The 25,439-nt window shown below is 37.1% G+C and carries 38 protein-coding genes and 2 pseudogenes; 30 read left to right on the plus strand and 10 right to left on the minus strand.

Going from position 1 to position 25,439, the window contains the following annotated elements; all coding sequences use genetic code 11:
- Positions 1-57: 57 nt before the first annotated feature.
- The 6 genes from ABC357_RS24170 (at position 58) to ABC357_RS24195 (ending at position 4,854) form a co-directional block, all read left to right on the plus strand.
- Positions 58-345: a hypothetical protein gene (locus ABC357_RS24170; protein ID WP_412890031.1), complete on the plus strand. Its 288-nt coding sequence runs from the start codon at positions 58-60 to the stop codon at positions 343-345.
- 31 nt (positions 346-376) lie between these two features.
- Entirely contained in the window at positions 377-1,729 is a 1,353-nt protein-coding gene (locus tag ABC357_RS24175; protein ID WP_412890032.1) for a 6-phospho-beta-glucosidase, read from the plus strand.
- Positions 1,726-2,052, plus strand: a complete 327-nt coding sequence (locus ABC357_RS24180) for a PTS lactose/cellobiose transporter subunit IIA (RefSeq protein WP_412890033.1) — start codon at positions 1,726-1,728, stop codon at positions 2,050-2,052. Before ABC357_RS24175 ends, ABC357_RS24180 begins: the two co-directional genes overlap by 4 nt.
- 118 nt (positions 2,053-2,170) lie before the next feature.
- Complete coding sequence (locus tag ABC357_RS24185; RefSeq protein ID WP_412890034.1) at positions 2,171-3,067, plus strand: BadF/BadG/BcrA/BcrD ATPase family protein; 897 nt, start codon at positions 2,171-2,173, stop codon at positions 3,065-3,067.
- A 25-nt stretch (positions 3,068-3,092) separates the two neighbouring features.
- Positions 3,093-3,965, plus strand: a complete 873-nt coding sequence (locus ABC357_RS24190; protein ID WP_412890035.1) for a MurR/RpiR family transcriptional regulator — start codon at positions 3,093-3,095, stop codon at positions 3,963-3,965.
- Positions 3,966-4,095: 130 nt separating this feature from the next.
- Complete coding sequence (locus ABC357_RS24195; RefSeq protein ID WP_412890036.1) at positions 4,096-4,854, plus strand: polysaccharide deacetylase family protein; 759 nt, start codon at positions 4,096-4,098, stop codon at positions 4,852-4,854.
- A 79-nt stretch (positions 4,855-4,933) separates the two neighbouring features.
- Here ABC357_RS24195 and ABC357_RS24200 read toward each other — a convergent pair whose 3' ends face one another.
- Both ABC357_RS24200 and ABC357_RS24205 read right to left on the minus strand, forming a co-directional pair.
- Positions 4,934-5,917 carry a 3-oxoacyl-[acyl-carrier-protein] synthase III C-terminal domain-containing protein gene (locus tag ABC357_RS24200; RefSeq protein WP_412890037.1) on the minus strand — a complete coding sequence of 328 codons (984 nt, stop codon included), beginning with the start codon at positions 5,915-5,917 and terminating at the stop codon, positions 4,934-4,936.
- Between the two features lie 30 nt (positions 5,918-5,947).
- The gene (locus tag ABC357_RS24205; protein WP_412890038.1) at positions 5,948-6,307 is read right to left on the minus strand and encodes a hypothetical protein; all 360 of its coding nucleotides are present in this window, start codon (positions 6,305-6,307) and stop codon (positions 5,948-5,950) included.
- A gap of 405 nt (positions 6,308-6,712) precedes the next feature.
- Here ABC357_RS24205 and ABC357_RS24210 point away from each other — a divergent pair, with 405 nt between their 5' ends.
- The gene (locus tag ABC357_RS24210; RefSeq protein ID WP_412890039.1) at positions 6,713-7,498 is read left to right on the plus strand and encodes a C39 family peptidase; all 786 of its coding nucleotides are present in this window, start codon (positions 6,713-6,715) and stop codon (positions 7,496-7,498) included.
- Positions 7,499-7,677: 179 nt separating this feature from the next.
- Positions 7,678-8,847, plus strand: coding sequence for a sporulation protein YhbH (gene yhbH / locus ABC357_RS24215; protein ID WP_412890040.1), 1,170 nt, complete (start codon positions 7,678-7,680; stop codon positions 8,845-8,847).
- A gap of 14 nt (positions 8,848-8,861) precedes the next feature.
- Here the strand turns inward: yhbH and ABC357_RS24220 are convergent, their stop codons facing one another.
- The 7 genes and pseudogenes from ABC357_RS24220 to ABC357_RS24250 all read right to left on the minus strand — a co-directional run bounded on the left by ABC357_RS24220 (position 8,862) and on the right by ABC357_RS24250 (position 13,588).
- Positions 8,862-9,536 (minus strand): hypothetical protein, encoded by a 675-nt coding sequence (locus tag ABC357_RS24220; protein WP_412890041.1) that lies wholly within the window; start codon positions 9,534-9,536, stop codon positions 8,862-8,864.
- Between the two features lie 9 nt (positions 9,537-9,545).
- Positions 9,546-9,662 (minus strand): annotated as a pseudogene (locus ABC357_RS24225) (recombinase family protein); the annotation flags it as partial.
- Between the two features lie 34 nt (positions 9,663-9,696).
- Positions 9,697-10,455 (minus strand): IS21-like element helper ATPase IstB, encoded by a 759-nt coding sequence (gene istB, locus ABC357_RS24230; protein WP_412885551.1) that lies wholly within the window; start codon positions 10,453-10,455, stop codon positions 9,697-9,699.
- Positions 10,455-11,738 carry an IS21 family transposase gene (gene istA / locus ABC357_RS24235; RefSeq protein ID WP_412885845.1) on the minus strand — a complete coding sequence of 428 codons (1,284 nt, stop codon included), beginning with the start codon at positions 11,736-11,738 and terminating at the stop codon, positions 10,455-10,457. Before istA ends, istB begins: the two co-directional genes overlap by 1 nt.
- 91 nt (positions 11,739-11,829) lie before the next feature.
- Positions 11,830-12,603: pseudogene (locus ABC357_RS24240) on the minus strand (recombinase family protein); the annotation flags it as partial.
- Positions 12,604-12,662: 59 nt separating this feature from the next.
- Entirely contained in the window at positions 12,663-13,112 is a 450-nt protein-coding gene (locus ABC357_RS24245) for an ImmA/IrrE family metallo-endopeptidase (RefSeq protein ID WP_412890042.1), read from the minus strand.
- A 47-nt stretch (positions 13,113-13,159) separates the two neighbouring features.
- Positions 13,160-13,588: a helix-turn-helix domain-containing protein gene (locus ABC357_RS24250; protein ID WP_412890043.1), complete on the minus strand. Its 429-nt coding sequence runs from the start codon at positions 13,586-13,588 to the stop codon at positions 13,160-13,162.
- A 264-nt stretch (positions 13,589-13,852) separates the two neighbouring features.
- Here ABC357_RS24250 and ABC357_RS24255 point away from each other — a divergent pair, with 264 nt between their 5' ends.
- From ABC357_RS24255 to ABC357_RS24330, 16 genes are all read left to right on the plus strand, one after another.
- Positions 13,853-14,050, plus strand: coding sequence for a helix-turn-helix domain-containing protein (locus ABC357_RS24255; protein WP_412890044.1), 198 nt, complete (start codon positions 13,853-13,855; stop codon positions 14,048-14,050).
- A 56-nt stretch (positions 14,051-14,106) separates the two neighbouring features.
- Positions 14,107-14,280 carry a hypothetical protein gene (locus ABC357_RS24260; protein ID WP_412890045.1) on the plus strand — a complete coding sequence of 58 codons (174 nt, stop codon included), beginning with the start codon at positions 14,107-14,109 and terminating at the stop codon, positions 14,278-14,280.
- A gap of 96 nt (positions 14,281-14,376) precedes the next feature.
- Positions 14,377-14,547, plus strand: coding sequence for a hypothetical protein (locus tag ABC357_RS24265; protein WP_412890046.1), 171 nt, complete (start codon positions 14,377-14,379; stop codon positions 14,545-14,547).
- A 110-nt stretch (positions 14,548-14,657) separates the two neighbouring features.
- Positions 14,658-15,323 carry an ORF6N domain-containing protein gene (locus tag ABC357_RS24270; protein ID WP_412890047.1) on the plus strand — a complete coding sequence of 222 codons (666 nt, stop codon included), beginning with the start codon at positions 14,658-14,660 and terminating at the stop codon, positions 15,321-15,323.
- Positions 15,324-15,420: 97 nt separating this feature from the next.
- A complete protein-coding gene (locus ABC357_RS24275) occupies positions 15,421-16,185 on the plus strand; it encodes a conserved phage C-terminal domain-containing protein (protein ID WP_412890048.1) in 765 nt (254 codons plus the stop codon).
- Entirely contained in the window at positions 16,127-16,948 is an 822-nt protein-coding gene (locus ABC357_RS24280; protein ID WP_412890049.1) for an ATP-binding protein, read from the plus strand. The genes ABC357_RS24275 and ABC357_RS24280 overlap by 59 nt, the downstream gene beginning before the upstream one ends.
- Before the next feature lie 115 nt (positions 16,949-17,063).
- Positions 17,064-17,303: a hypothetical protein gene (locus ABC357_RS24285; RefSeq protein WP_412890050.1), complete on the plus strand. Its 240-nt coding sequence runs from the start codon at positions 17,064-17,066 to the stop codon at positions 17,301-17,303.
- Positions 17,304-17,319: 16 nt separating this feature from the next.
- Positions 17,320-17,862: a site-specific integrase gene (locus ABC357_RS24290; RefSeq protein ID WP_412890051.1), complete on the plus strand. Its 543-nt coding sequence runs from the start codon at positions 17,320-17,322 to the stop codon at positions 17,860-17,862.
- A 15-nt stretch (positions 17,863-17,877) separates the two neighbouring features.
- A complete protein-coding gene (locus tag ABC357_RS24295; protein ID WP_412890052.1) occupies positions 17,878-18,042 on the plus strand; it encodes a hypothetical protein in 165 nt (54 codons plus the stop codon).
- Positions 18,043-18,087: 45 nt separating this feature from the next.
- Positions 18,088-18,495: a hypothetical protein gene (locus ABC357_RS24300; RefSeq protein ID WP_412890053.1), complete on the plus strand. Its 408-nt coding sequence runs from the start codon at positions 18,088-18,090 to the stop codon at positions 18,493-18,495.
- A gap of 13 nt (positions 18,496-18,508) precedes the next feature.
- Positions 18,509-18,730: a hypothetical protein gene (locus tag ABC357_RS24305; protein ID WP_412890054.1), complete on the plus strand. Its 222-nt coding sequence runs from the start codon at positions 18,509-18,511 to the stop codon at positions 18,728-18,730.
- A gap of 13 nt (positions 18,731-18,743) precedes the next feature.
- On the plus strand, positions 18,744-18,980 hold the full coding sequence (locus tag ABC357_RS24310) for an ASCH/PUA domain-containing protein (RefSeq protein ID WP_412890055.1): 237 nt from the start codon (positions 18,744-18,746) through the stop codon (positions 18,978-18,980).
- A gap of 38 nt (positions 18,981-19,018) precedes the next feature.
- Positions 19,019-19,477 carry a hypothetical protein gene (locus tag ABC357_RS24315; RefSeq protein WP_412890056.1) on the plus strand — a complete coding sequence of 153 codons (459 nt, stop codon included), beginning with the start codon at positions 19,019-19,021 and terminating at the stop codon, positions 19,475-19,477.
- 27 nt (positions 19,478-19,504) lie between these two features.
- Positions 19,505-20,476: a hypothetical protein gene (locus ABC357_RS24320; protein WP_412890057.1), complete on the plus strand. Its 972-nt coding sequence runs from the start codon at positions 19,505-19,507 to the stop codon at positions 20,474-20,476.
- 28 nt (positions 20,477-20,504) lie between these two features.
- Entirely contained in the window at positions 20,505-21,311 is an 807-nt protein-coding gene (locus ABC357_RS24325; RefSeq protein ID WP_412890058.1) for a DNA adenine methylase, read from the plus strand.
- Positions 21,312-21,360: 49 nt separating this feature from the next.
- Positions 21,361-21,549, plus strand: a complete 189-nt coding sequence (locus tag ABC357_RS24330) for a hypothetical protein (RefSeq protein ID WP_412890059.1) — start codon at positions 21,361-21,363, stop codon at positions 21,547-21,549.
- A gap of 61 nt (positions 21,550-21,610) precedes the next feature.
- Here ABC357_RS24330 and ABC357_RS24335 read toward each other — a convergent pair whose 3' ends face one another.
- Complete coding sequence (locus tag ABC357_RS24335; RefSeq protein ID WP_412890060.1) at positions 21,611-22,315, minus strand: hypothetical protein; 705 nt, start codon at positions 22,313-22,315, stop codon at positions 21,611-21,613.
- Between the two features lie 734 nt (positions 22,316-23,049).
- On the opposite strand from ABC357_RS24335, the gene ABC357_RS24340 reads away from it, so the two are divergent.
- The 6 genes from ABC357_RS24340 (at position 23,050) to ABC357_RS24365 (ending at position 25,438) form a co-directional block, all read left to right on the plus strand.
- Positions 23,050-23,247 (plus strand): hypothetical protein, encoded by a 198-nt coding sequence (locus ABC357_RS24340; protein ID WP_412890061.1) that lies wholly within the window; start codon positions 23,050-23,052, stop codon positions 23,245-23,247.
- Positions 23,248-23,262: 15 nt separating this feature from the next.
- Entirely contained in the window at positions 23,263-23,559 is a 297-nt protein-coding gene (locus ABC357_RS24345) for a hypothetical protein (RefSeq protein ID WP_412890062.1), read from the plus strand.
- Positions 23,549-23,842, plus strand: coding sequence for a hypothetical protein (locus tag ABC357_RS24350; protein ID WP_412890063.1), 294 nt, complete (start codon positions 23,549-23,551; stop codon positions 23,840-23,842). Before ABC357_RS24345 ends, ABC357_RS24350 begins: the two co-directional genes overlap by 11 nt.
- 6 nt (positions 23,843-23,848) lie before the next feature.
- Entirely contained in the window at positions 23,849-24,109 is a 261-nt protein-coding gene (locus tag ABC357_RS24355) for a hypothetical protein (protein WP_412890064.1), read from the plus strand.
- Positions 24,090-24,734 (plus strand): hypothetical protein, encoded by a 645-nt coding sequence (locus ABC357_RS24360; RefSeq protein WP_412890065.1) that lies wholly within the window; start codon positions 24,090-24,092, stop codon positions 24,732-24,734. The genes ABC357_RS24355 and ABC357_RS24360 overlap by 20 nt, the downstream gene beginning before the upstream one ends.
- Before the next feature lie 158 nt (positions 24,735-24,892).
- A complete protein-coding gene (locus ABC357_RS24365; RefSeq protein ID WP_412888937.1) occupies positions 24,893-25,438 on the plus strand; it encodes a site-specific integrase in 546 nt (181 codons plus the stop codon).
- Position 25,439: the final 1 nt, after the last annotated feature.

Here is a 25,439-nt window from a genome sequence, read left to right on the forward strand (position 1 = left end):
AGTTTGGAATCATTCTCCAGGCTCCCTTTTGACCGATGTTGATGAAGGGAGAAATATATGAAAACAGCTGCCAATATCCATTATTTCAGTTATAAAAGCGCCTTTCTCTTTTTTGTTTTTATTCTTGTTTTTAATCTTATCTTTAACCCTGTTTTAAGCATGGCAGGCCTCGGGACCAAAGCATCACTGTATGTTGTTAATACACTGGGGATCAGCCTGGGACTGACAGCGGTCATCATTTTTGTTGAAGGAAAGTTTAAAAACAAGAAACAAGGAAGTTTATTATTCGGCAGTCTTTTAGTAGTTAGTGCAGCTGTCTGTTACGCAGTCATCTATCTATCTTAAAGACAAATTTGTGAGAAGAGGTGAACACTTCATGGATCGAAAAAAAGGAATCAAAATTGCGACTATCGGGGGAGGATCAAGTTATACTCCTGAATTAGTGGAGGGTTTTATCAAACGCTACAATGAGTTGCCGGTCAAGGAACTCTGGCTAGTTGATATTGAAGAAGGAAAAGAAAAGTTGGAGATTGTCGGTCAATTAGCTAAGCGGATGGTAAAAAAATCCGGTGTGCCGATGGAAATCCATTTAACACTAGACCGTAAAAAGGCATTGTCCGGAGCTGATTTTGTAACGACTCAAATGAGAGTTGGTTTACTCGATGCGCGCATTAAAGATGAACGGATTCCACTGCAATTAGGGATGATTGGCCAAGAAACAAATGGGGCAGGGGGGCTTTTCAAAGGGTTAAGAACAATTCCAGTCCTTCTGGAAATTGCACAGGAAATGGCTGAATATTGCCCTAATGCATGGCTGATTAATTTTACCAATCCTGCGGGGATGGCAACAGAAGCTCTTCTGCGCTATAGCAAGCACAAAAAAGTGATTGGTGTATGCAATGTGCCGTTTAATATGCACAAATCAATTTCGGCTATGCTGGATGTGGATATGGAAAGAGTGCATATAGAATTTGCCGGCTTGAATCATATGGTCTTTGGCACTCATGTATACGTCGATGGCGAAGAACAGACAAATAGGGTATTAGAGATGCTTGGAGATCCGAATGTACAAATGAGTATGAAAAATATTGCCCCTCTTCCCTGGAATGCTGCTTTCCTAAAAGCTTTAGGAGCTGTACCCTGTCCATATCACCGCTATTACTATAAGACGAAGGAAATTTTGGAAGATGAGTTAATGTCCTTCAAATCCGGCAGAACAAGAGCAGAAGTTGTAAAAGAGTTAGAGGCTCAGTTGTTTGAATTATATAAAGATGACCGATTGGACCGTAAGCCTCCCCAACTTGAACAAAGAGGAGGTGCCTACTACAGCGATGCAGCCTGTAATGTCATTTCCTCTATCTATAATGATAAAAAAGACATTCAAGTTTTGAATGTACAAAATAAAGGATCGATTCCAGAAATTGATGAAGATTCTGCGGTGGAAGTGAGCTGCATAGTGACTAAGCACGGACCTGTTCCTTTAACCGTCGGTCATCTGCCGGTACAGGTGCAGGGATTGGTGCAGCAAATTAAATCATTTGAACGGATTGGTGCGGAAGCGGCAGTAACTGGCTCCTATGAAAAAGCTTTATTGGCGTTAGCCATTAATCCGTTGGTTCCGAGCGATGAGCTTGCAGAGAAAGTACTTCAATTATTGTTGGAAGCCCATAAGCCATATTTGCCGCATTTTTTTCAGCATAAAGCAGAAAGAGAGGTTGAATCAGTATGACAGCTACAAACCAAAATGAATTGGATATTTTTGAAATCATTTCCCATGGTGGAAATTCCCGTTCCCTAGCCTATGAAGCATTGTCTGCTGCAGAAGAATATGATTTTGAAGAAGCAGAACAATTGATGAAGAAGGCAGAAGAGGAATTGAATGCAGCCCATAAGACACAGACAAAGCTGATTCAAGCTGAATTGAACGGTAATCCTGTAGAAAAATCGTTATTAATGATCCATGCTCAAGACCATTTAATGACTGCAATCAGTGAACAGAAGTTAATTGAACATATGATTCGAATCATCAGGAAGTTAGCGCCAAAGGAATAGGAATGAGAATAGTGAAATTCGCTCTATGAGTGGCATGGATTGGTTTTATTATTGATGAAGCAAAAAAGGAAGGCAACCATAGATCCTTCCTTTTTTGTTATTGAAAGGAGAATCGGACATGGCTTTTATTATTGGGGTAGATGGAGGCGGTACAAAAACAGAAGCTGCTGCGTACCATATGGGCGGCAATAAGCTGGCTGAAGGCAGATCTTCCTATGGCAATGTTTTGATAAATAGAAAAGGTGCAGTGAGGCATATAATTGCAGCCATCAATCAATGTGTTAATCAGCTTTTACTTGAGGAATGCCGTTTTATTTACATTGGTTTGGCTGGATTGGGGGGCGTGGAAGATCCCGATAGTATCTCCAGGGAAATTCAGGAGTTATTCCGAGTTCCGACTAAGGTTGTGAATGATGGTGTGATAGCCCATGCAGCCATGTTGAAAGGAAAAGATGGTATTTTGACGATATCAGGAACCGGGTCTGTCAGCATTGGCCGTTCTAAGGGAGTTTATCATTTGGCAGGAGGATGGGGCCATTTGCTTGGAGATGAGGGAAGCGGATATTGGATTGCCATGCAAGCTTATAAAAAGGTGATTCAAGAAAGTGAGCGGATGCAGCATTATAGCCAGTTATCTATGTCTATTCTCGACAGGCATGAAATAAAGGAAGCCGAAGAATTAAAGAAGTTCATTTATGCAGCTACGAAAGGCGAAATTGCAGCACTAGTACCTTTAATAAAGAACTTAGCTGAAAATGGGGATGAAATGGCAGGTTCTATCTTACATCAGGCTGGTGTATTGCTAGCTGAGCAAACACTCCTATTATGGAATAAGGTAGGTTTTCAGAATTATGGTACAATTGCGGTTAAAGGAAGCGTATTAAGTAAAATCCCGATGGTCCTCAGTGCATTTGAAGAAAAATGTGCATCTATAAAAAAGGAAGCAAAATTTATGGTGGAGGATCTTTCCTCAACACTAGGAGGCTTTTACTTGGCTATGGATGAGATAAAGTGATTTTTTTTGAAAGGAAGAGCGCTTGATGTACGTTATGGATGTATTACTCAGGATTGAAAGCATGTTGGCACAACTGCCTAAATCAGAGCAGAAGGTAGCTCAATATGTATTGGAAAATCCAATGGAAGTCATCAGAATGACCGTCAATGATCTAGCGCAGCAAGCCCATGCGAGCAGTTCTGCAGTCATAAGGTTTTGCCGCTCAATAGAAATAGATAGTTTTACTGAATTAAAGGTTTCCATATCTTCACAGTTATCACAAGCGGAAACAGAGAAAAAAGGTTTTTATGATATAGAGCCGAACGAAGAGATAAAGGAAATAAAAGAGAAGATTGTATCTAATTCAGTCCGGGTCCTTCAGGAGACATCTACTTATTTGGATGAACATACATTGAACGATGTAGTAGAGGCGATGAAAAATGCAGATGTTATTTATGTATACGGTCTTGGGGCATCCTGGCTGGTGGTTGAAGACATTGTCCATAAATGGCTTCGTTTGGGAAAGATGGTCACCGCCAATCAAGATGCCCATATAACAGCATCAGCATTAGCTGCATCCCGCAATAATTCGGTCTTTTTTACGATTTCCAATAGCGGTAATACAGAGGAAGTATTAAGGCTCGTGGACATCGCCCAACATGCTGGTGTACGGACAATTGGATTATCGCGTTTTGGACATAATAAATTATCGGAAAAAGTAGATATGTCCTTGCAGCATGTACGCGCTCCAGAGGCAAAATACCGAAGTGCGGCTACCAGTTCTTTGTTTGCCCAATTTTTGACGATTGATATTATTTTTTATGCGTATGTTTCGAAATACTATTCTGAGTACATAACCGGCATTCAACGATCGCGGGAAGCAGTTTTGAAGTATAAAGAAGGAATATTGGATCACTGAAAAGAGGCCCTGTGTATCTCTTTGAAAAGACAATTGATATTTTTTTTCAGTATTTATGCATTTCAATCATAATTATCGGTTATATCCGCACACTAATCAGTATGGAATATGATGATGGAGTGTTGGATTCATGAAAAAAAAGAATATGTTAACAATCTTATTAATCACATTGTTAATCTCGGGGTTCCCGCAAACAACCGTTAAAGCGGATGAGTTGAGCAGGCAGGAGTATGAAATGAAAGGGGATGTTGTGTGGGAAGGGAAAACAACCAAAAAAATGGTTGCTTTGACTTTCGATGACGGCCCTCATGAGCTGTACACTGGCCAGATTTTGGATATTTTGGCTAAGCACCGTATGAAGGCTACTTTTTTTGTATCTGGTTCAAAGATTGAACGCCATCCTGAAGTTCTTTACCGTGTCTTTAAAGAAGGCCACGAAATCGGAAATCATACATACAATCATATTTATAATAAGCATATCACTTCAGGCAAACTTGAGAAGGAGCTGCTCGACACTGAAAGGATAATCCAGAAGGTGACCGGGCAGAAGCCAACTCTATACAGGCCTGTAGGCGGGCTATTTAATAATAGGATGATTGAAACGGCAGTAAAAAACGGGTATAAAGTGGTTTTATGGTCTTGGCATCAGGATCCTAAGGATTGGAGGAGCCCAGGAGCTGATCGGATAGCTAACCACATTATTAAAAATATCCGGCCGGGAGACATCATTTTGCTGCATGATTGGCGCCAGAATGCCCAAACGGTAAAAGCAATGGAAAAAGTGGCTGACTTTCTTGATCAGGAAGAGTACCAATGTGTGACTGTATCTGAAATGATTTATCAATCAGATCCTTCTCAGCCGAAAACCTTTTTCAGCCCGGAATCATAGAAATTCAATAGTAGCCGAATTTGGAATTAAAAAGGTCCGTCCTCAAGCAGAAATGCTCTTATGGACGGACCTTTTGGCGTTAATATTGGAAGAGCATAGTTACATTCTGGATGCCGCCGCCTACAGTCCAAAACAGTATGTAATCGCCACGTTGGACTTTGCCTTCTTTAATAGCTTCATGAAGGGCAAGGAATGGGCTTGAAGTTCCTGTATAGCCAAATTGGTCGCCATAATAGCCGATTTGGTGCGGAGAAAGAGTAAGATTTTCCTGAATCTTCAAGATCGTATCCTTTGAAAATTGGGACAAACAAAAGATAGCTATATCGTCTTTGGTTAGGTTGTTCCGCTCAAGCATATCGGATATGGAGCGGTATGCTGGAGGGAGACAGATATCAGTGTCGAATGGCTTCCATAGCATATAATTGTTGTTTGTATTGTTCTGCAGCATATGCGAAAGCCCTTTTTCCGGAAATTTAATATGATCGCTGATTGAAGTATTCACATAATAATGGCTGTCTAGATAGCCCGGTTTATCAGATTGCTCCAAAATGAGGGCCACCGCCAGATCTCCAAAGTTTGGCGATGTTATTTCGTCGTCCGGATTCGAGTATACCCTATTATAATCGGATCCGATGACGAGTGCTCTTTGCATACGTGAATCTGCCATCATATAACGGCAAGCATGATCCACAGCCGCCATCATGCCCCCACAGTTGCTGTTCATATCAATAACATGCGTATGGTGGGCGCCGCCTATAGCCTTATGTATAAAAGTGGCGTTTGTAGGAACAGTAAATTCCGGAGTTTGGCTGCTGAAAATGATCATGTCTATATCTGCACCTTGCAAATCCGCTTTCTTTAAAACGTTTTTTGCAGCTGCAATTCCCATAGTTAAGCTGTTTTCTTGAGGGTCTGTAATGACATAGCGTTCATTCCGGCCCATATGGTGAAGGAAATGTTCGATATCTTTGCCGATAGAATGAAAATGTTCTAAAAACGGCTCATTACCTATCTTGGTTGCTGGATGGTAAGTGCTGATTGTTCTTATTTTCACATGGTTCATTAGTGTATCCCCCCATCAACTTGCTATGTATTACTTAGAAATAACCTCGAATATTTCTTCTTTAATTCCTGCATTTCTGGCTAATCGTTTAAATTGATTTTGAAGGATGACACTGTTGCCTGTCTCAATTTGTATCTTTCCATAACCGCTCTGGTTATATAGAGCTAAACAATTTTGCATGATTGGGGCCATATCTTGCCCTAATACAGTTATGTCAGTGCAATCGCCTATAAAGACATATTCACTTGGATTGATAGTGGATGTTTTTTGTTTATAATCAGTTAAGAATTCTTCCACTTTCTCCGGCGTGAATACACCAACTACCTTACATTCAACTGTTTTTGCCCCGGTATTTACATCGATTGAAAAATATGCTTCTGTAGTCGCCATGATAGATCCCCCTGTATTTTGACTAGTAATAAATTGTTTGTTATGAAATTTATTTTAGATATATAACAATTTTACTAGTCTTAAATAATTAGGATAATGTTAACATTATTGGTTGTATTTATCAATATATAAGGAAAAATATTCATTTTTTATAGGCGTGGATATTCATATAAAGGTACTTGGTTGTATATATAAAAGGTAAAAAATGTATTTTGGTATATCGATAGACCTTATGGATTTTTCTTTGGTAGAGTAAACCTATTTAGGTGAAAATAAAAGAATTGAAAATAGAAGGAATTTTTTTTATACTTAACGGACAAGAGGGACTTTGTATCTATTAAATTGAATGTATTTAACAAATAAAGAGTACAATAAACGACTAAATGGGGAAGGGATGACTAGTATATGAAACGGCTATTTACTAAAAAAAATATTATACTGTTCAGTGCCCTTTCTCTGTTTATTGTAATAGCCGGTGTTTCATTGGGAACCTATCTGCAAGGATTGGTAAGGCAAAACATTGCCAATGATTTAAAGTTTGCCAGGCCTGAGAAGGAAGAGCTTTCAGAGAAATCTATATATAACAGAGAAGAAAGGGAACATCCCTTATTAAAAGTCCCTTTAATCCAACAAATGCCAGAACTGCCAAGAGGGTGCGAAGTGACCGCTCTGGCGATGCTGCTGCAATATCAAGGGTTCAAAGCAAACAAGATGGCGCTAGCCGGGCAGATTGCCCATGAGTCTTTCAGTGATGGGCAATATCGGGGAAACATGCATAATGGCTTTGTCGGCGACATGGGATCATTTGACCAGCCGGGCCTAGGTGTCTTTGTAGAGCCGGTGATCGAACTTGCCAAGGCGTATGCAGGAAATGAAAGAGTGGTCAATATGACAGGGAAACAACCAGAAGATTTATACGGTTTATTGGAAAAAGGGATACCAGTCTGGGTGTTGACGAATGTCCAATTTAAGGCTTTGCCGGAATCGGAATTCCAAACATGGCAGACAAAAGCTGGTCCAATGAGGGTGACATACCGCCAACATAGTGTTGTTTTGACAGGATATGATGCCAGCCATGTATATGTAAATGATCCATTGCAGCCGATCGGTAACAGAGTCATTTCAAGGCAGGCATTTGAAAAATCATGGGTTCAAATGGGAAGCCAGGCGATGGCTATTATGAAATATTAAACCTTATCAGGGAGATAAGGTTTTTTTAGCGGCAAATTATCCTTTGTAAGCATTCTGAGTTGCCTAATTATCAAAATAATCCGCAAATTAGGATGAGTGTGTGCATAAGATAGAGTAATACTCTAGATGCTAAGCCCCGGAAAAATGATATGAATATACATTCAAGGAGGGGAAATGATATGTCGGTCGATGAACAACACCAGTTTGTGATATCTAAGGAAGATTGGTCCCTCCATCGCAAAGGATTCGATGATCAACAGCGTCATCAGGAAAAGGTCCAGGAAGCGATTAAAAATAATTTGCCTGATCTTGTATCCGAAGAAAGTATTATCATGTCTAATGGAACAGATGTCATTAAAATACCGATCCGTTCATTGGATGAATTCAAAATCCGTTATAATTATGATAAGAATAAGCATGTTGGTCAAGGTGATGGAGAAAGCCAAATCGGCGATGTGGTTGCAAGGGATGGATCGCCATCCCAGAAGGCGCCCGGAAAAGGACAGGGTGCGGGCGATCAAGCGGGGGAAGATTATTATGAAGCTGAAATTTCCTTGCTTGAGTTGGAGGAAGTGCTTTTCAGCCAATTGGAACTTCCCAATTTACAAAAGAAAGAGATGGCAGAGCATACAGTGGAACATATCGAGTTCAACGACATACGGAAAACCGGCTTGATGGGGAATATCGATAAAAAGAAAACCATGTTCTCTGCCTTTAAGCGGAATGCACTGACAGGCAAGCCTGGTTTTTATCCGATTATCCAAGAAGATTTGAAATTCAAGACATGGAACGAAGTAGTCAAACCGGATTCGAAGGCGGTCGTCCTTGCTATGATGGATACCTCAGGCTCAATGGGCCTCTGGGAGAAGTATATGGCCAGAAGCTTCTTCTTCTGGATGACCCGGTTCCTTCGGACAAAATATGAAACGGTCGAGATCGAATTCATCGCCCACCATACAGAAGCGAAAGTCGTTTCTGAAGAGGATTTTTTTACAAAAGGGGAGAGCGGCGGAACCATCTGTTCATCTGTTTACCGAAAGGCGCTTGAAATCATTGATAGTAAATATGAACCGTCCAAATTCAATATTTATCCATTCCATTTTTCAGATGGAGATAATCTTACTTCCGATAATGTACGCTGTGTCAAATTGGTGGAAGAACTTATGAAACGATCGAATATGTTTGGATATGGCGAGGTCAATCAATACAATCGTACACCCTCTACACTAAACAGTGTATATAAAAAAATTCAAAATGAGAAGCTTAAAACTTATTTGATACAAAGTAAAAAGGACATATATAGTGCTTTAGTCCACTTTTTTAAAAAGAATGAAAAGGTGAGAAGCTAACTGGATTTATAAGATTAACTTCTCATAAATATTTCTAGTTCAAATTGATCTTTTTTTACCATTTCTTTAGAACGTTTAAAAGTAACTTTTTCTAGAACCGATTTTAAAAGTTGGTTCTTTTTTTCTATGTTAGTTGTTGATCTGTATTCTTCAACAACGCTAATAATTTTAGGAATGGTTTCTTTAGTGTTTTTTAACTTCTTTTCTTCCTTATTGAGTTCGCATTCGAGTTTTTGTATATCTTTATTAACTTTAGTAATGTTCTCGCTTAAAAGTTGTTGTCTTTCCATAAATGTCTCAACAGTATAGATTCCCTTTTCAAGGAAATCATGAAGAGTATTTTTTTGTGCTTGTAATGATTCTTTCTCTTCTTTCTTTTTGGTTATTGCTTCAATAAAAAGGTGAAGGTTATCTTCGTTTTCGATTTGAATTTTATTGCTTGTTTTGTAATTGGCAATATATTTTTCTAATGACTCAATTAACCTTTGTTCAACCAGGTAAAATAGGGCGCCTTTTTGGACATTTTTACAGCTCAAACTTGGACATCTTAATGAATCATTAGGTCTATCCTTTTTAGGCTGTAACCACATAGTTTTACCACAATATTTACACTTTAAAATACCTGCTAAAGGATTCGCTAAGGAATGATTTTTACTTGTTGAAGGGCGGTATCTTCCGGTATGAGCCATGTTAGCATGATTAAATAATTCTTCAGAAACAAGAGGTTCGTGTGCGTTGTAGGCAATATTCCATTGTTCTCTAGGAACTTTTTTTCTTGAGTATTTACCATTTCTTTTGTAAATGTCAACATAAATATGTACACTTTCGCTTGGATAAGGATGTACAGAATTACTCGTTCTCTTTTGCTAAATGATCCTTTAATCGGTATGAATCACCTATCATAGGCACAACTGTCGCATGATGTAAAATGCGGTCTAATATGGCATTGGCCAGTTTAGGTTCCTGAAATATTTCATCCCACGCTTTGAAATTCACATTGGTTGTTAAGATGGTACTTCTTTTTTCATATCTTCGATCAATCAGCTGGAAAAACAACTTAGCGTCTTCGTGATCAATCGGTAAATAACCGATTTCATCGATGATTAACAGTCTGTATTTGCTGTAATGCTTCAAACGGCTCTCTAACCGATTTTCTAATCGAGCTTTCCTCAAATTTTGAATCAAGTCATGGCACTTAATAAAATAGGTACTCGTCCGTTTCTTTGCTGCCGCAATCCCTATTGCTGTGGCCAAATGGGTTTTACCGACACCACTTGGTCCTAAAAACACAATATTTTCATTCTCCTCGATAAAACGCAATGTAAGGAAGTCTAGAATCTGCTGTTGGTTAATCGATGTTTGAAAGGTAAAATCGAAATCTTTCACCTCCTTAAAATGAGGGAAAGCTGCGACCTTCACCATCGATTGCGTCATGTTTTTCTCCCGTATGTCTATTTCATACGCAGTCAACTTGATTAATGTGTCGATAAATGACATCTGATGCTTTACGCTGAAGTCTACGATTTCATTTAAATGTAAGCTCATTTGCTTTAACTTTAGATAGTCAAGATTCCATAATAATTGTTGATAGTTTGTAGTTGGATTCATTATTTATACACTTCTCCAATCGTTGCTAAATTCCGTTTTGCTAAATCGTCGATTTCAGGATAATGAGGGGTGGAAACAAGTAAGCTTGCCTTATAATGTTCCTCTTGATAATTAAGTTTAGCGTTACTAATTGGATGTTGGGCGATCAGTTTCATGTTATAATAAATCCACAAGTAGTCATCATACACCTGTAAGCCTACTTTTTTTCCTTGATATTCTGGTGGTACAGAGTATTGATTCGATTTGTAGGAAATCATGTTTGATGCATTGACTTTTACATGTGTATGTTTGATGCGATAGGAATCTCTTACTTTGTCAGTTGGTAGCTGGAGTAAGTGGTTCCTTTCTTTTTTGAATTCCATAATCGGTATTTTCCCCGTTCCTTGATGGATCTGGTGATTCATTCTATTCCCTAAATCCTGTATGAATAGATGAAGTTCCTCCATTGTCAGTTGACCTTGGTACGCATGAATTTCATCAAGGAGTTTCATTGTGGATTCAATTTTCCCCTTGGTTCTCGGTCGTCCTGCAATACATGGTTTGACTTTAAAATCAAAGTCCCTCGCAAACTGATCAAATTTCGCATTCACTTTCCCAGGTTGATAATCAGTCCTCGCTTCATCCATTACCGTTTTCATATTATCCGTAAGGATTTCAGCTGGAACTCCGCCAATTGCTTCAAAAGTATCTGTTAAAAAAGAAAGTAAGGTACTCTGTGACTTAGAAAGACTTAATTGAAATGTTCGGAATCTGGAATTTGATAAAATGAAAGCCGCCACATTGACTTCTATCTTTTCTCCCTCTTTGGTTTCGAATAAAATGTTTTCCTTCCAATCTAATTGGGCCTGCTTACCTGGTGGCGTTTCAAATCGGACTGTCCCTTTGGGTGAAGAAATACGTTTATCCTCTTCAAAGTAGGCATTAAATTCAGGTGTACGAGCTATATACGCACGGAAGGTTGAAGCTCCACATTCCAATCCATGATTGTCTTTTAGGTACTGCCAAAGCATACGACGGTAATAAAATACCTGTTTTGAATCTTCTGATAACAATGCGGCTATTATTTCATAATAAGGATCAATCTTTGAGGGCTTTTCCCTTTTTCTTTTTGGGATAAAGCCATTTAGATATTTATCAATTGTCCGCCGATCCACACCCAATTCCTTTGCTAGCTTACTTTTATTGATTTTCATTTTCATATGCTCCATAATCTGTTTGAATTTCGGTAAGTCTGAAAGACTTTTAATCTCAAAATCGATATCAATATTCATTGTTATGTACATACTAATCCCCCCAAGATTAGTATGTAGATTCATATCAAATTTGTACATATTTATTCGAGCAATACTGTACATATTTAAATTAGCATTTCTAATTTCTTTTAATGTATTTCATTTTTCCCCATATGATATGGCCTAGATAAACTTCGTTTTTAATAATAGAAGTGATAGTTGATGGTGACCATTCGTCCCTTTTGGGATCGGGAGGTGATATTGACAATCTATTTAACTCTTCTGCAATTGCCTTCCTTCCTTTACCATTTCTCATCATTTGAAACATCTTCTGTACAATCCATGCAGTTTCTGAATCTGGATAGAGCTTTAACGCGTCATCTCTCAAATAACCATATGGTGGTTTCTTTGATATAGATTTCCCTTCGTTAACAGAGTCAACTCTTCCACTTTGTAATCTTCGATTGATAGCTTTCAACTCTTGTCTAGATACAAGTGATTTTATACCAAAAACGAGTTCCCACGATTCGTCATCTGGATCATAGGTTTGTTCAACAGTAATTAGTTTTGTTCCTGAATATCTAAAGGCTCTATCCAATATCCCTTGGTCAAGCATATCACCACGGCCTAAACGATCCATATCAATAACCAAAACAGCATCTATTTCACTGTTCTCAATTCTTCGAATTAAGTTTTGAATTTTAGGTCTATCACTAATTGATTCACCTGATGCAACTTCTTCATGGATTTTTATAATATTAAACTGTTCTCTTTTGGATATAGCTAATAGCTGTCTTCTGTGTCTTGCAAGGGTATCGTAATCTTTGCCTGTTTTTGCTGCTTTCTTCTCTTCTTCAATATCCTTACGACTTTTCCGCAGATAAATATCAATGTTTAATCCTGTGGAGCTATCCAAAGAATCACCTCCTTTATAGAAAATATGGTTTTGTTAAGTATGTATAATCTATGTATGTATTAATTAGTTTCATTAAGTATTTGCATAGCGATTCTTTCTACTTCTAATGGGAGACCATAGAAGTTTAACAATGTATATATATCATTGATGTTTTCTTCTAAATGGCTCCCATCTAATATTAACTTTGCGGCAAAGTAATTGGCTTCAGCTTCAATTATTACTTCGGATCTAAGGGATTCTTCGGATAACATTGGTGTATTTTCATCTGGATGTAAAAAACAATGGCCCAATTCATGACAACAAGTGAAAAACTGGCGTTGTGGTGGCATGTTTTGATTTATGTGAATAAATTGTATTCGATTCACTTTATTATAGTAGCCATAGATATTTCCTAAATTTTCGTTAAGAAATAATATATTTTTTTCTTCTGCAATCGTGTAGGGATTCCTTGAATCATGTCTTTTTACCAATGTAGTTACTATTTCATCGATCCACTTTTTTCTAATCAATTTTTATCCCCCGTTTAATCGTGTATCATAATTATTGTTCGTTGGAGTTATTGATCTTCCCCTCTATATTTTTTAGGCGTAAATTTCTTTTTAGACAATTCTTTTCCCATTCTTAATGAATTTTCTAGAGAAATAATTAGTAACTTTCTTGTTTCTTCATCCATAGGCTCGGATTCCTTTGAAAAAGAAAGAGAATTAACTGTATTCATATCATTAATCATTTGTTCAAGTTGTCTTTGAATGGTTTTTTCATCCTTGTCAGTTAAATCCCAATATCTTTTCTTAGGTGATCTACCTAAAAGATAATCAGTAGAAACATCGAAGTAATCTGCAATTTTTTGTATACGATCAATTGAGGGAGTTTTCTTTTTCCATTGATAAATCGTGTTTTTACCGAAGGATAATTCATCCTCTAAATCTGCGACTGAAATACCTCTTTCTTTGCACAATTTCTTTATTACTTCCGTGAGTTCCATGATTTTCACCTTTCAAAAGGACTGATTATTCTATAGATTAGAATTTATTGGTTGACAACTAATCTAAAGAATAATAAACTATCCTCATAAGCTAATTATTTAGCCTTCACAAGCTATTCTAATTGTCCTTAATTAATGTCCCCACATTAAACAGACTATATTTACATGCTTATTTAGCTATGTCTTGATTTTAGTCTTTAGATTAGTTTTTGTCAATATAATAGCTAAATTTTTAGCTTATATTTTAGCAAAGGAGGAAAGCATATGACGGAGTTTGGTATTAAGGTGATTATTCGGTTAAATGATCTGGGTTTATCCAGAAGAAAATTTGCCCAGGAACTAAAAATTTCTGATGCTTATTTATCTGACATATTGAAAGGGAAACGCAAAGCATTAAAACAAAAAAAGAGAATCGCGGAAGTTTTAGATATTCCATTTTATGAAGAAAAAGATGTTATGTAATTCCATGATTTCTAACCCTATCCAAACATATAGATGTAAACAAGGAGGTTGAAAAAATGGATGTACCAAGCAAAACGCATTATATCGGAAATACTGTAATTACTATCCATTCACCACTTGTGAACATGAATGAAATCGAACGAGAAAAATGGTTTGAGCAGGAATTAAACAATGGTAATCCAGTCATCCACAATATCGTTAATACATTGAAAAATTGGTATGGAAAATAAATTAAATACTTTTAAGCCTCTATAGGCTGCCTCTTTTTGTTAGTTTTGCAGAAATTGAGGAATAATTTTAGTTCTATTTTTTAAGGAGGTGAGAACGTGGAAGAAGCAAAAACAAGAACAGACTTAATCGGTCAAACTTGTTCAATCACACGAAACTTTACGATTGTGGACGCGAAGGAATATCCAACTGGTATATCTGTTCGAGTGGCGGACAGTATGGGCGAAGAGTATTGGACAGGCCTTGAAGATTTAGAAATTGATAGATAAGGAGGATGGTCTGAATGAAAATCAAAGCTGGTGAATGGAAGGCATTGTCCACTGACACAAAGCAAACAATATTGAAATTATGCGCGAAGAAAAAATAAGGAGATGGAATAATGCAGCTTCAAGTTATAGAACAAAATGGACAAAGAGTTTTATTAACAAATCAACTGGCTGAAAGTTATGGTACAGATCCTAAAATTATTAATCGGAATTTTCAAAGGAATTCAGAGAGATACATTGAAGGAAAACACTTTTTCTCTTTAACGGGGGAAGGATTAAAGGACTTTAAAGGGTCACGTCAATTTGACGATAGCCTTAAATTTTCATCCGTTTTATATCTATGGACAGAAAAAGGTGCCCTGTTACATGCAAAATCATTGAATACTGATCAAGCATGGGCAGTATATGAGAAGCTGGTTGACTCATATTTTAGCAAAGTTAAAGTTCTTTCCGAAAAAGAGCAGCTAATGGCTTCCATGAAGTTATCCATCGAAAATTCGGAAGAACTGAATTCCTTAAAGTCGGATGTAATGGAGATAAAAAGGCAGGTTAGTGAGGAAATTGTCTTAAATCATGGCCAACAACAATCCTTGCAGCATGCTATTAAGAAGCGTGTAGAGGGGATTAAGGACGACTATGATTTAAGCAAAACACAATTGTATTCCCAAATTCATAGTCATCTTAGACGGGCTTTCGCAGCTCCCAAGTATATTTTTGTTAAACGAAGAGATTTTGAAGAGGCTATAAGTTGGGTTCAATCATGGAGACCCTTAATATAAAAACAAATCCATTGCGCTAACAATGGATTCCAAAGAAAAAAATATCTAATACAAGTATATACATTTGGACAAGCAATATGTCAAGGAAGTGAAAAATTTGGATTATAAACAACATGTCTTTTCTTTGATAGCTCAATTAACTGGTCAAAGTAACATCATTACTGTAAATGTGGCTCTTGTGAATTTCGTTGATGATTTCGAAACTGGTCTTTTCTTATCCCAACTGATTTATTGGTCAGATCGCGGAACAAGAAAAGATGGTTTTTTCTACAAAACCGATGAGGAATGGCAACAGGAGATAATGTTAAGTCAATATTCCATAAGAAAAGCTCGAAGAAGATTAGAAAAAATGGGCCTGTTGGAAACCAAAGTAATGAAAGCAAATGGAAGCCCTACCGTACACTATCGATTTAACAAAAGTCGTTTTTCCGATTTGTTCATTTCCTTCTTGCGAAATCAAAAGAACGAAATTGCGGATTCAAAAGAACGTTCTTTTGAAAACGAAAGTTCTTTAACAGAGATTACTACAGAAACTACAACAGAGATTAATAACATATCTATACCTTTCTCTGAAATCATTGAATATCTCAATTCGAGAGCTGACACAAATTATAAATCTGGCACTAAAAAAACCAAGGACCTAATAAAAGCACGTTGGAACGAAGAATTTAAATTGGAGGACTTTAAAAGGGTCATAGATAACAAAGTTACCGAATGGATCAATGACCCTAACATGAATAAATACCTTCGTCCAGAGACATTGTTTGGAACAAAATTTGAAGCTTATTTAAATCAAAAAGGTGGTGTTCAAAACGGAAAAGGTCAAACCACTAACCCGGATGAATGGGATTTCGACTTCTGATAAACGTTGTACAAATATCGATATCATCACAAATACCATTTGTAAACGGAAATTAATCATTGAGGATGGTAAAGAGTTTTGTTTTTATTGTTCGATGATTGCCGAAGAAGACAAGTTGATTAAAGATGAATCCGAGAGATTGATGGCCAATAAAGAAGTCAACCAATTGATGGATGCTTTTCGTGAAAAGAGCCTGATGAATCGGGATTTAGAAATTGCTACTTTAACAACTTATAAGCCAGAAACGGAAACCCAATCATTTGCTTTAAAAAAGTCCAAAGAATATATTGCTAGTTTCGATAAACAAAAAGGTCTTGTTCTTCAAGGGAGACCAGGCGTTGGAAAAAGTCATCTTGCTGCTTCGATCGTCAAGGAACTTATTCAAAAAAAGAACACCGGCATTTTCATTTCTCTTCCTAGATTAATGACCGAGTTAAAAGCGACATATGGGAAAAAAAGTGACTTGCAAGAGGTTGAAATACTAACGGCTCTTCAAAAAGTAAATATTCTAGTCTTGGATGACTTAGGCGTGGAAATTGACGGTAAATCAGATAGTTCATCTGCATGGGCAAGAGGAAAGGTCTATGAAGTGATTGATAGTCGAGTGGGCATGGCGACGATTTACACCACTAATTTCACTGGGAAAGAATTACTCGATATGTATGGGGAAAGGGATTTTAGTCGAATGGTTCAATATTGCGAATCAGTTGTCATTGAAGGACCAAATTATAGAATGGAAAAATTCAAGAAGAACGGAAGGTGAGTACCAATGAATCGATCCCGTAAGAAACGACAGTTGAAACGGAGCCTCAAAAAGTTGGAGAAAGCCCGACAGATGAAAAACTGGCGCAATTACTTTGTAAGGACAGGCTATCTGGATGAGTAAAGGAACCATACAGCAGTTAGGATTTAACGGCCCTCTCCCTTATTGCATTATTGTCTGGAGTAGAGATGGGCAAAACCTATCAAAAACGATTTGTTATAGTCCTGCAGATAAGGAACTTGCCTTAGGCCGTTTTTCAGATCAACAAGATTATTATTCAACATATGATACGGCTTATGTTATTGATCAGCAAGATAAGATCACAGTGCATAAGAATAAATTCATCACATGCTAAAAAGGAGCTGTTTATTTTGAAAACTGTTCAACCCATTAGAGATAAAGGGAAAATTGAAGAAATGAAGCAGATATTGATGCTGCAGCATTACAGGAATTATTTCTTGTTCCTGATGGGAATTAACACCGGTCTCCGTATAAGTGACCTTTTGGGCCTCACAGTAGGGCAGGTCAGAGGGAAGAGCCATCTGATACTAATCGAGCAAAAGACGGGCAAGCACAAGCGATTCAAACTAAACAGTGACCTTCAGGCACATATAACTGAATATAGTGCTGGCATGGAGGATGATGACTTTCTTTTCAAGTCGTTACGAGGTGAGTGCCCGATTAAACGGGTGCAGGCCTGGAAGATATTAAATTCAGCTGCCGAAGTCGTTGGGCTGAATGAAATAGGGACACATACCTTGAGGAAGACATTTGGATACCATTTTTATCAAAAATACAAAGACATTGCCATCCTGCAGGAAATCTTCAACCATTCATCTCCTTCGGTGACAATGCGGTATATCGGGATTAACCAGGACATTATAGACGAGGCCATTGATGGATTTTCATTATAAAAAGGAGGAACTTAAATGTATTTTGTTATTTATGGAGGAGCATTCGGACATTCCATACAGAGATTCGAAGATTTGGAAGTTTCTAAAGAGTGTGTAAAAAAACTATATTCCCAAGGTAAAAGTGATGTGTTATTAACTCAAAATATCCCTATGAAGATAAATGTAACAGTCGAATTCTAAATATCAAATTTTGTATTATGTTTCCTAATTAGAGGAGGACGGAAGATGCTGAAGAAGGGCGATAAGGTCGTTATGCATACATGTGGTGAAGCTGAACATTACAACGGCAAGGTTTGGACTTGCCAAAATGATGAATATGTAGATTTTAAGGGACAAGGTATTTATGAAAGGAATCTAGTTTTCTTAGAAGGGTTTAGTGGTTCTTTCCTCACTAAGTATTTGCAACTGGTTGATCTATCGGAACAACAAAAGGAAATTGAGCATTTAAAAGAGACGGTAAGAGTTTATAAAGTTTGTGATGAATTTACAAAAGAACATTCTAAGAAAGTAAAACACCTTTTTCCGTTAGAAAATACCGTAGGTTACGGGCAGCTTTGCGATAAAGTTTTGGAACTAACAGAAGAGAAGTCATTCTTCGTTAAAGCATATACAGAAAAGATTATTAGTGAATAGGGGAGGAATGAAGATGACTAAACCTCGAATGTTAAATGGCAAACCATTCATTCAAATTGGTGAGGTATATGAAATAAAAGGTGTGCTGCACAAAGTAATTACAGCTACAACAAAAATTATGGATGCTAGAGCTGATAGTGTCGCAATGACTGAACATGTTTACTGGCTGGACAATCTTGAAACCAATGAGCGCTTGTATATTGGAGAAACAGAACTGAAAGCTATGTTCATATAGGGGAGGAACGAAGATGCCAGTAGTTCATAGATTGAAAACTTGGCCAGAGTATTTCTTAGCAGTATGTAAGCAGCAGAAACAATTTGAAATTAGAGAAAATGATCGTGATTTTAAAGTAGGCGATATTCTGATGCTTCAAGAGTATGATCCAAACAATAAAGAATTCACTGGAAGAGTTGTAGATAGAAAGATTACCTACATTACAGATTTTGCACAACAAGATGGATATGTAGTCATGGGAATGAAATAAACAAAAGAATTATTCAGTTGCATAAGGAGATGAGCTTGATGTTGTTAGACGAGAGATTATCAGAAATCAAAGTAAGATGTGATGCTGCCACCGAAGGGCCGTGGAAAGTTTTTGAACGGATTCACGAGACAGATAAACCGCATCTAGCAGAAAGAGCAATCGGCACTGCATGGGATCATCCTCAGCTACATGGAAGCATGCCGGTTGTAACTCTAGGGACTTGCATATATAAACCGAACCATAGAATTACAATCAACGAATATGATGCCGAATTTATAGCTAACGCAAGAAAAGATATTCCTTTCTTAATTGAAGAAGTTGAAAGGTTAAGAGCGGCTTTGTATTACGTTGGCCATTATAATCGTGGCCGTAAGCCTGAAACAGCACACCTTCCTAACACTGAGAAGTTTCACATTCAAGAAGTGGCAAGAGAAAACCTTGAGTGCAATGTTGATTATACAGATCATGTTCTTCGAATGATGGAAACAAATGATTGATTCAGTTAATTAAAGGAGGTCGGCAGCATGCAAAATCATATTATTTTCTTTTCAGGTGGTAAGAGCAGCTTTTCAGCAGCCGATTATGTGAAAACCAATTTCCCCGATGACAATATATTGCTCTACTTCACTGATACTCTCTGGGAAGATGAAGATCTGTATCGCTTTATCTCCGAAGCTAGCGATAAATTAGAGCTTCCTATGTTAATCCATAGCCGAGGAATAACACCGCCACAGTTAATGGTCCAGCAACGATTCATGGCCAACAATAGAGTGGGCACTTGCAGTAAGGAACTGAAAATGAAAGTGTCTGCTCAATACTTGAAAAAAGGAATTGTGCCAGAGGTTGAAAAGTGGCATAACCGGCATTTTTTGAGGTCAGAGGATTTTATCAGCGAAGCAACATTGTATTTTGGGATTGGCTCTGAAGAAATGCACCGAGAAGGGCCCATTAAAGCAAACTGGCAGCCATTCAAAGTGGTGATGCCTCTTATAGATAACATTATTGATAATGACGCGGTATTGAAGAAATACAGTATACGGCAGCCAAGAATGTACGATATGCAGTTTAGTCATAACAACTGTAAAGGTAGATGCGTAAAAGCTGGACAGGGTCATTTTAAAAACCTTCTTATGAAGGATGAAAAAACCTTTATGGAGTTAATGGAACAAGAAATTATCATAAGCGAATACATTCGGTATTGTAAACAACCGTTCATAAAATCCGGGAAAATGCCGGACCGTATGTATGAGGATGTATGGGAATTCGTCTCTACTGGCAAGAAGTCAGATAAGATCAAGAATATTCTTACCAACACAAGTTACTTGAAATCAAAGCTGAGATTGTTAGGGGAGAATGCGAAAGGTGAACCGATCAAAAAGCCTTTTACCTTTATGAAAACCTTGTCACTTGAAGAGTTGGAAAAGAAACCAATCCAATGTGATATATGGGACATCGGTGGATGCGGTTGCTTTGTGGAGTATGAAACAAAAGTTTGAATCAGTTAATTAGAGAGGGGATTTTAGCATGGCCATTCCAAGAATTTTACATTATCCAGGTAGCAAATGGTCAATGGCCAGCTGGATTATCAGCCATATGCCGGAGCACAAAACATATCTGGAACCATTTTTCGGCTCTGGCGCGGTTTTCTTTAACAAATCTGCATCCGTCATTGAAACGATAAATGATATGGATAGTAGCATAGTGAATCTTTTCAAAGTGATTCGCGATCAGCCGGAAGCACTTGCAGCTGGCATAGAATGGACGCCTTTTTCGAGAGAAGAATACTATGCAGCTTATGAGTCAGATACCGGAGATTCATTAGAGGATGCACGGAGATTCCTTGTAAGGTGTTGGCAGGCCATTGGCGGGAAAACCTCCGATCGTACAGGATGGAGAAGTCTTATTTCTTCAAATGGTCCGGATGTGGCCAAGGAGTGGTCTAAGCTGCCTGAAAAGATTCTTCTTGTGACCAATCGACTTAAGCAAGCTCAGATTGAACATCAACCAGCTGCAAAGCTTTTGGAAAGATATAAGAGAAAAGAAGTGCTGATTTACGCAGATCCTCCTTACATTATCGAGACAAGAACGAAGCGTCATTACAAACATGAAATGACTATTGATGATCATGTGGACTTGCTGGATATCTTAGATCAACATCCAGGTCCTGTTCTTCTTTCCGGATATGCTCATCACGTGTATGATGACAGGTTAAAGCATTGGCATCGAGAAACCTTGAATGTTGCAGCTGAAGGTGGAGCAAAACGGCAGGAAGTCCTTTGGATTAATCCGGTGGCCATTGAGACTGGTACTTTTCAACAGTCACTATTCTAGGAAACAAAAGAGTAAGGGTTGAGTCATTGAAACCGGGGAGGGATTTGCCATGAATGAAAGAAAGTATTTTGTAGTTATGGAAAATAAAGAACCAATTGTAGTAACAGTAAAGGATGATGTGAATAGACCGAACAATCCTAGCTGTGAAGATGTTTTAGATGATTATATAGTTGATAACTACGGTTTTATTGGTTACGGATTTTATGAAATAGATACGTGTGACCAAGTAATTCTGTAATGCCATATATATCGATGATTATGCTATGAAACAAAAGAGTAAGTGTATAAAAAAGGATGCTTCATTTAATCACAGAAGCATCCGTAATTCCCATAACACGTTTTTTATATATCTCATCAAATTCCGGAGGAGATATATCAAATTTATCTTGTATGGTATTGAGTATTATTGGGGCATCCCTTTTAGGCTTAAAGTATTTACCTGATCTAGTCAACATTGAATAAAATTTATAGGCATACTCTAATACTTCTTGATCTCGATAAGATTCAGGATCATTTTTTAAATACTCTTTGTATATTTTTTTGTATTTAGAAGTTGTAAGTAGTTTATCATCGTTTTTATAGAATACGCTCTCCCCACTTGTTGGCGAGTTTTTAATTGGAAGTGTATTTTGAAGATAATAACGATTATTATCCGTCCGTGCATTTATTATTAAATCACAATCAAATAATGATGATGTAAATAAACCCTGACGCATAAAATATCTGAATTGCTTGTTATAGTATTCTAAAAAACCAAATTGTCGAGAATGATCTAGATTGTCAAAAGTATTTTCTAAATCCAATTTTATAGTAATCAATTGTTCTCTGTGATCATAGTGGGAATCTGCATCTTTTAAATAGTTTTTAAACGAGATCGAGTTAGTTAAAGCGGAGCAAATTTTTTCTATATTTTTAATATCTTTATTGTTTTGGAATATAAAGAAGCTCAACATTATTATTGAGACGATTCCAGTAACGGTTGTTATTATCTTTGATTTTTTCACTTTGAATCTCCATGGCATATTTATATGCATTAGTATATCAAGAAAGGATTTGGCTCTAGAAGAGGTTTTTCTTGGAAAAAATGATTAAAGGATTTCAAAACAAAAAAACCATTCGATAAATGGTTTTCTTGCTCCTCGGTTTGCATGCTTGTCTAACCCCTGCTTAAGCATTATATGCATAGAAAGGAACTTTGGGACACCCATTGATAAATTAAGCAACCTACCCAAGGATCTGAGTAGGTTGAAGTAAAACGGTGATGTAAGAGAAGTAATGTATTGTATGAAGTTTATTATCGTTTTGTGAATAAAAAAATTCCCATCTATAAAAGATGAGAAACGGGATTTAAACTTAAATTATCATATTTTCACGAAGGACACTACACTTTTTTATCTTGGAAGGGAAGAAGTATTCCCCTCCTTCTGATATACAGCACTGAGATGATGTTGCTAATAGTATTTTTACCTAAATTTGGATTTTTATTCAGGAAACACAATAAAGCAGTGAGTATCGGAGGGAGATTGCTCATGAAAATGATAGGACTTCATGACACCTGCATGGGATGCGGTGCAAAAGAGAATGATCCTGAATGTGATTGTGAATGGACAACATGCAAGTGTGGCGCTTGGGATTGCTATGTAGGGGAAGACGGACATTACAGTTGTAAAAATTGTGGGTTTGAATCGGATTCTAGTATGTATTAAGAGCAATGAGTAAATTAAAGGGGGTCTTATAAATGTCTATTCCTTGGTATAAAAGAATTTATGCTTTATACAAAGGTGAAGAATTTGTTGCGGTTGGGACTATACGTGAAATTAGTACTGAAACCAAGAAAACTATCGATTTTTTACTATACATGACTTATCCTTCTTATCGAAAAAGAATACAGAAAAGTAAAAAAAGACTAAATTTAATTCTTTTGGAAGATGAATAAAAGGAGTGCTGCATAATGAGAAAATATCTTACTTCAGAACATTATGCGATGGCTGAACTTAACGGAATAAGTAGAAAAATATTAGAAAGTCGAGTGTATCATCAAGACTGGTCCATTGAAAGGGCGCTAACACAGCCTGTTCAACAAAAACGTCAACCAGGACAGCAAAATTGGAAAAAGTGGAAGCATATCGCAGAAAAATTCGGAATTTGTAATAGTACATTTAATGATCGAATTAGAAGAGGATGGGATGAAAGAGAGGCTGCTTCACATCCCATTATTAAGGGAAGGAGCAAAAGGAATGCAAAGTAATCTTGAAAAACACTTAACTCACCCTTTATACAGACAAGCTGAGAGCTATAGAGAAACCATCAGAAGAGAACAGATTATAAAAGGTTCGGAAAAATATGTGGAACCATTTAATCCTTCTTCGTGGACGGTACAACAACTTGCTGATCATGCTATGCAAGAAAATGTGGATCAAGCCCACTATATATATGGCATGAAGAAGCGCATGGAAGAACAAGAGATTTATATTAAAGAATTAGAAGGCAAGCTGTCATTATATGAACCATCAGAGCTTGTAGATATGTAGGTCCTTATGGTGGAACAATTAAATATTTATCACGAATTAGGACCTGCGGACGATCCAATATTTAATCTACTTTCTATTTTAGATAATACAAGCCAGTTAACAATAGCTGGCTTGTATGTTCAAATAAATCAGTTTGGATTATTTGAACTTTGGAATAGTGACTATCATGAATGCTCCAGTACCTTAATGGGTTGTTATGAAAAAGTAAAGAACATGATTGAAACAGGGGAAGATAAGGAGAGATTGAATGAGAACAACCATTCCTAAACGCCAATTCTGTGAAACCATTTGTATAAATTGTCCCGGAAGCCTTTGGGGAGAAAAGAGCATCTGTAGAGTACATCAGAAAAGCATTGGAGAAATTGAGGATTGTAAAGAGTGGCACAAAGAAGAATTGCCGGTTTTAAAAATAGATGAAGATCAGATTTCCTTCTTGGATATTGAACCAGCCTTAGATATTGTTCAAAAAACTGAAGAGGACCTGAAAAATTATAAGTGGATGAGAAATGAAAGAGTAAGGTTAGCAAATGAGTTATTCAAGGATCCTTCTCTGTCAATTAGTTCAGGCGTGGCACAATATGGAGATGAAGCTGGTTTACCGAAAGGATCTTCTGGATTAAGCCAGGCAGAGCTAAAGAACTTAGATGATCGAGAGCAAAGGATGTATAAGAGGTACATTGAGTTAAACAGGAAGATTGAGAAAATGGACGCTGCTGTTATTTCTTTGGGGAATGAGAAAGAACGTACTGTATTAGAATGCATTATGGATGGAGAAACAATGACGGCAATTGCCATTCATATGAGTCTATCAAGGGTCCGGTTAAATGAAATAAAAAAGAGCATTGTTAAACAGCTGGCATGGTTAATATATAAAGAAGAATTGTCTGTTTAGGTTTACACATTTTACACTTTAAACAATTATTACAATGTTTGTGTTCCTTATTCTGAATTCGTTATAATGGTTATGGGAATTGAATTGGTTGGTAGCCATTTGAATATTAAGACGTTGCTAAAATGCAGCGTCTTTTCTTTTTGAAAGGAGACAAGCTTGTGAACTTTGTCCAGCCTATAAGAGATATGGAAAAGGTCGAAGCAATCAAGGCCTATCTCAAAAACAAAAATGAAAGAGACTATATCCTTTTTGTGACAGGAATAAATACAGGGTTAAGAATTTCAGATATTTTGAAACTAAAAGTCAAAGATGTAAAAGGTATGCATATTGCTATCAGGGAGCAAAAAACAGATAAGCAAAAGTGGATTAGGATAACACCTTCTTTAAAAAGAGAATTAAAGCATTTTATCCAAGGTATGAGTGATGATCACTTTATATTTAAAAGTAGAGAAGGCGTAAATAAACCCATTGGACGTTCAATGGCATATAAAATATTACGAGAAGTAGCTGATGAATTTAACCTTCAAAATATAGGGACTCATACATTAAGAAAGACATTTGGATACCACTTTTATTATCAACAAGGAAAAGATGTGGCGATGCTACAGGAAATATTTAATCACTCCTCACCTAATATCACTCGTCGTTATATAGGAGTTAACCAAGACATTATGGACAAAGCAATGGCTAATTTCAAAATTTAAA

The organism is Bacillus kalamii (assembly GCF_047238185.1).
Lineage (GTDB): Bacteria > Bacillota > Bacilli > Bacillales > DSM-1321 > Bacillus_AD.

Excerpts from the sequence above, each read along its gene's own strand:
- ABC357_RS24250 (WP_412890043.1), bottom strand. The coding sequence starts at position 13,588 with ATGGAACTCACGGAAGTAATAAAGAAATTGTGCAAAGAAAGAGGTATT.
- istB (WP_412885551.1), bottom strand. The coding sequence starts at position 10,455 with ATGAATCCAACTACAAACTATCAACAATTATTATGGAATCTTGACTAT.
- ABC357_RS24185 (WP_412890034.1), top strand. The coding sequence starts at position 2,171 with ATGGCTTTTATTATTGGGGTAGATGGAGGCGGTACAAAAACAGAAGCT.
- ABC357_RS24325 (WP_412890058.1), top strand. The coding sequence starts at position 20,505 with ATGGCCATTCCAAGAATTTTACATTATCCAGGTAGCAAATGGTCAATG.
- ABC357_RS24355 (WP_412890064.1), top strand. The coding sequence starts at position 23,849 with ATGGTGGAACAATTAAATATTTATCACGAATTAGGACCTGCGGACGAT.
- ABC357_RS24340 (WP_412890061.1), top strand. The coding sequence starts at position 23,050 with ATGTCTATTCCTTGGTATAAAAGAATTTATGCTTTATACAAAGGTGAA.
- ABC357_RS24175 (WP_412890032.1), top strand. The coding sequence starts at position 377 with ATGGATCGAAAAAAAGGAATCAAAATTGCGACTATCGGGGGAGGATCA.
- ABC357_RS24190 (WP_412890035.1), top strand. The coding sequence starts at position 3,093 with ATGTACGTTATGGATGTATTACTCAGGATTGAAAGCATGTTGGCACAA.
- yhbH (WP_412890040.1), top strand. The coding sequence starts at position 7,678 with ATGTCGGTCGATGAACAACACCAGTTTGTGATATCTAAGGAAGATTGG.
- ABC357_RS24255 (WP_412890044.1), top strand. The coding sequence starts at position 13,853 with ATGACGGAGTTTGGTATTAAGGTGATTATTCGGTTAAATGATCTGGGT.
- ABC357_RS24310 (WP_412890055.1), top strand. The coding sequence starts at position 18,744 with ATGCCAGTAGTTCATAGATTGAAAACTTGGCCAGAGTATTTCTTAGCA.
- ABC357_RS24210 (WP_412890039.1), top strand. The coding sequence starts at position 6,713 with ATGAAACGGCTATTTACTAAAAAAAATATTATACTGTTCAGTGCCCTT.
- istA (WP_412885845.1), bottom strand. The coding sequence starts at position 11,738 with ATGTACATAACAATGAATATTGATATCGATTTTGAGATTAAAAGTCTT.
- ABC357_RS24205 (WP_412890038.1), bottom strand. The coding sequence starts at position 6,307 with ATGGCGACTACAGAAGCATATTTTTCAATCGATGTAAATACCGGGGCA.
- ABC357_RS24270 (WP_412890047.1), top strand. The coding sequence starts at position 14,658 with ATGCAGCTTCAAGTTATAGAACAAAATGGACAAAGAGTTTTATTAACA.
- ABC357_RS24295 (WP_412890052.1), top strand. The coding sequence starts at position 17,878 with ATGTATTTTGTTATTTATGGAGGAGCATTCGGACATTCCATACAGAGA.
- ABC357_RS24350 (WP_412890063.1), top strand. The coding sequence starts at position 23,549 with ATGCAAAGTAATCTTGAAAAACACTTAACTCACCCTTTATACAGACAA.
- ABC357_RS24315 (WP_412890056.1), top strand. The coding sequence starts at position 19,019 with ATGTTGTTAGACGAGAGATTATCAGAAATCAAAGTAAGATGTGATGCT.
- ABC357_RS24300 (WP_412890053.1), top strand. The coding sequence starts at position 18,088 with ATGCTGAAGAAGGGCGATAAGGTCGTTATGCATACATGTGGTGAAGCT.
- ABC357_RS24360 (WP_412890065.1), top strand. The coding sequence starts at position 24,090 with ATGAGAACAACCATTCCTAAACGCCAATTCTGTGAAACCATTTGTATA.
- ABC357_RS24330 (WP_412890059.1), top strand. The coding sequence starts at position 21,361 with ATGAATGAAAGAAAGTATTTTGTAGTTATGGAAAATAAAGAACCAATT.
- ABC357_RS24195 (WP_412890036.1), top strand. The coding sequence starts at position 4,096 with ATGAAAAAAAAGAATATGTTAACAATCTTATTAATCACATTGTTAATC.
- ABC357_RS24200 (WP_412890037.1), bottom strand. The coding sequence starts at position 5,917 with ATGAACCATGTGAAAATAAGAACAATCAGCACTTACCATCCAGCAACC.
- ABC357_RS24180 (WP_412890033.1), top strand. The coding sequence starts at position 1,726 with ATGACAGCTACAAACCAAAATGAATTGGATATTTTTGAAATCATTTCC.
- ABC357_RS24285 (WP_412890050.1), top strand. The coding sequence starts at position 17,064 with ATGAGTAAAGGAACCATACAGCAGTTAGGATTTAACGGCCCTCTCCCT.
- ABC357_RS24260 (WP_412890045.1), top strand. The coding sequence starts at position 14,107 with ATGGATGTACCAAGCAAAACGCATTATATCGGAAATACTGTAATTACT.
- ABC357_RS24220 (WP_412890041.1), bottom strand. The coding sequence starts at position 9,536 with ATGGCTCATACCGGAAGATACCGCCCTTCAACAAGTAAAAATCATTCC.
- ABC357_RS24305 (WP_412890054.1), top strand. The coding sequence starts at position 18,509 with ATGACTAAACCTCGAATGTTAAATGGCAAACCATTCATTCAAATTGGT.
- ABC357_RS24170 (WP_412890031.1), top strand. The coding sequence starts at position 58 with ATGAAAACAGCTGCCAATATCCATTATTTCAGTTATAAAAGCGCCTTT.
- ABC357_RS24345 (WP_412890062.1), top strand. The coding sequence starts at position 23,263 with ATGAGAAAATATCTTACTTCAGAACATTATGCGATGGCTGAACTTAAC.
- ABC357_RS24320 (WP_412890057.1), top strand. The coding sequence starts at position 19,505 with ATGCAAAATCATATTATTTTCTTTTCAGGTGGTAAGAGCAGCTTTTCA.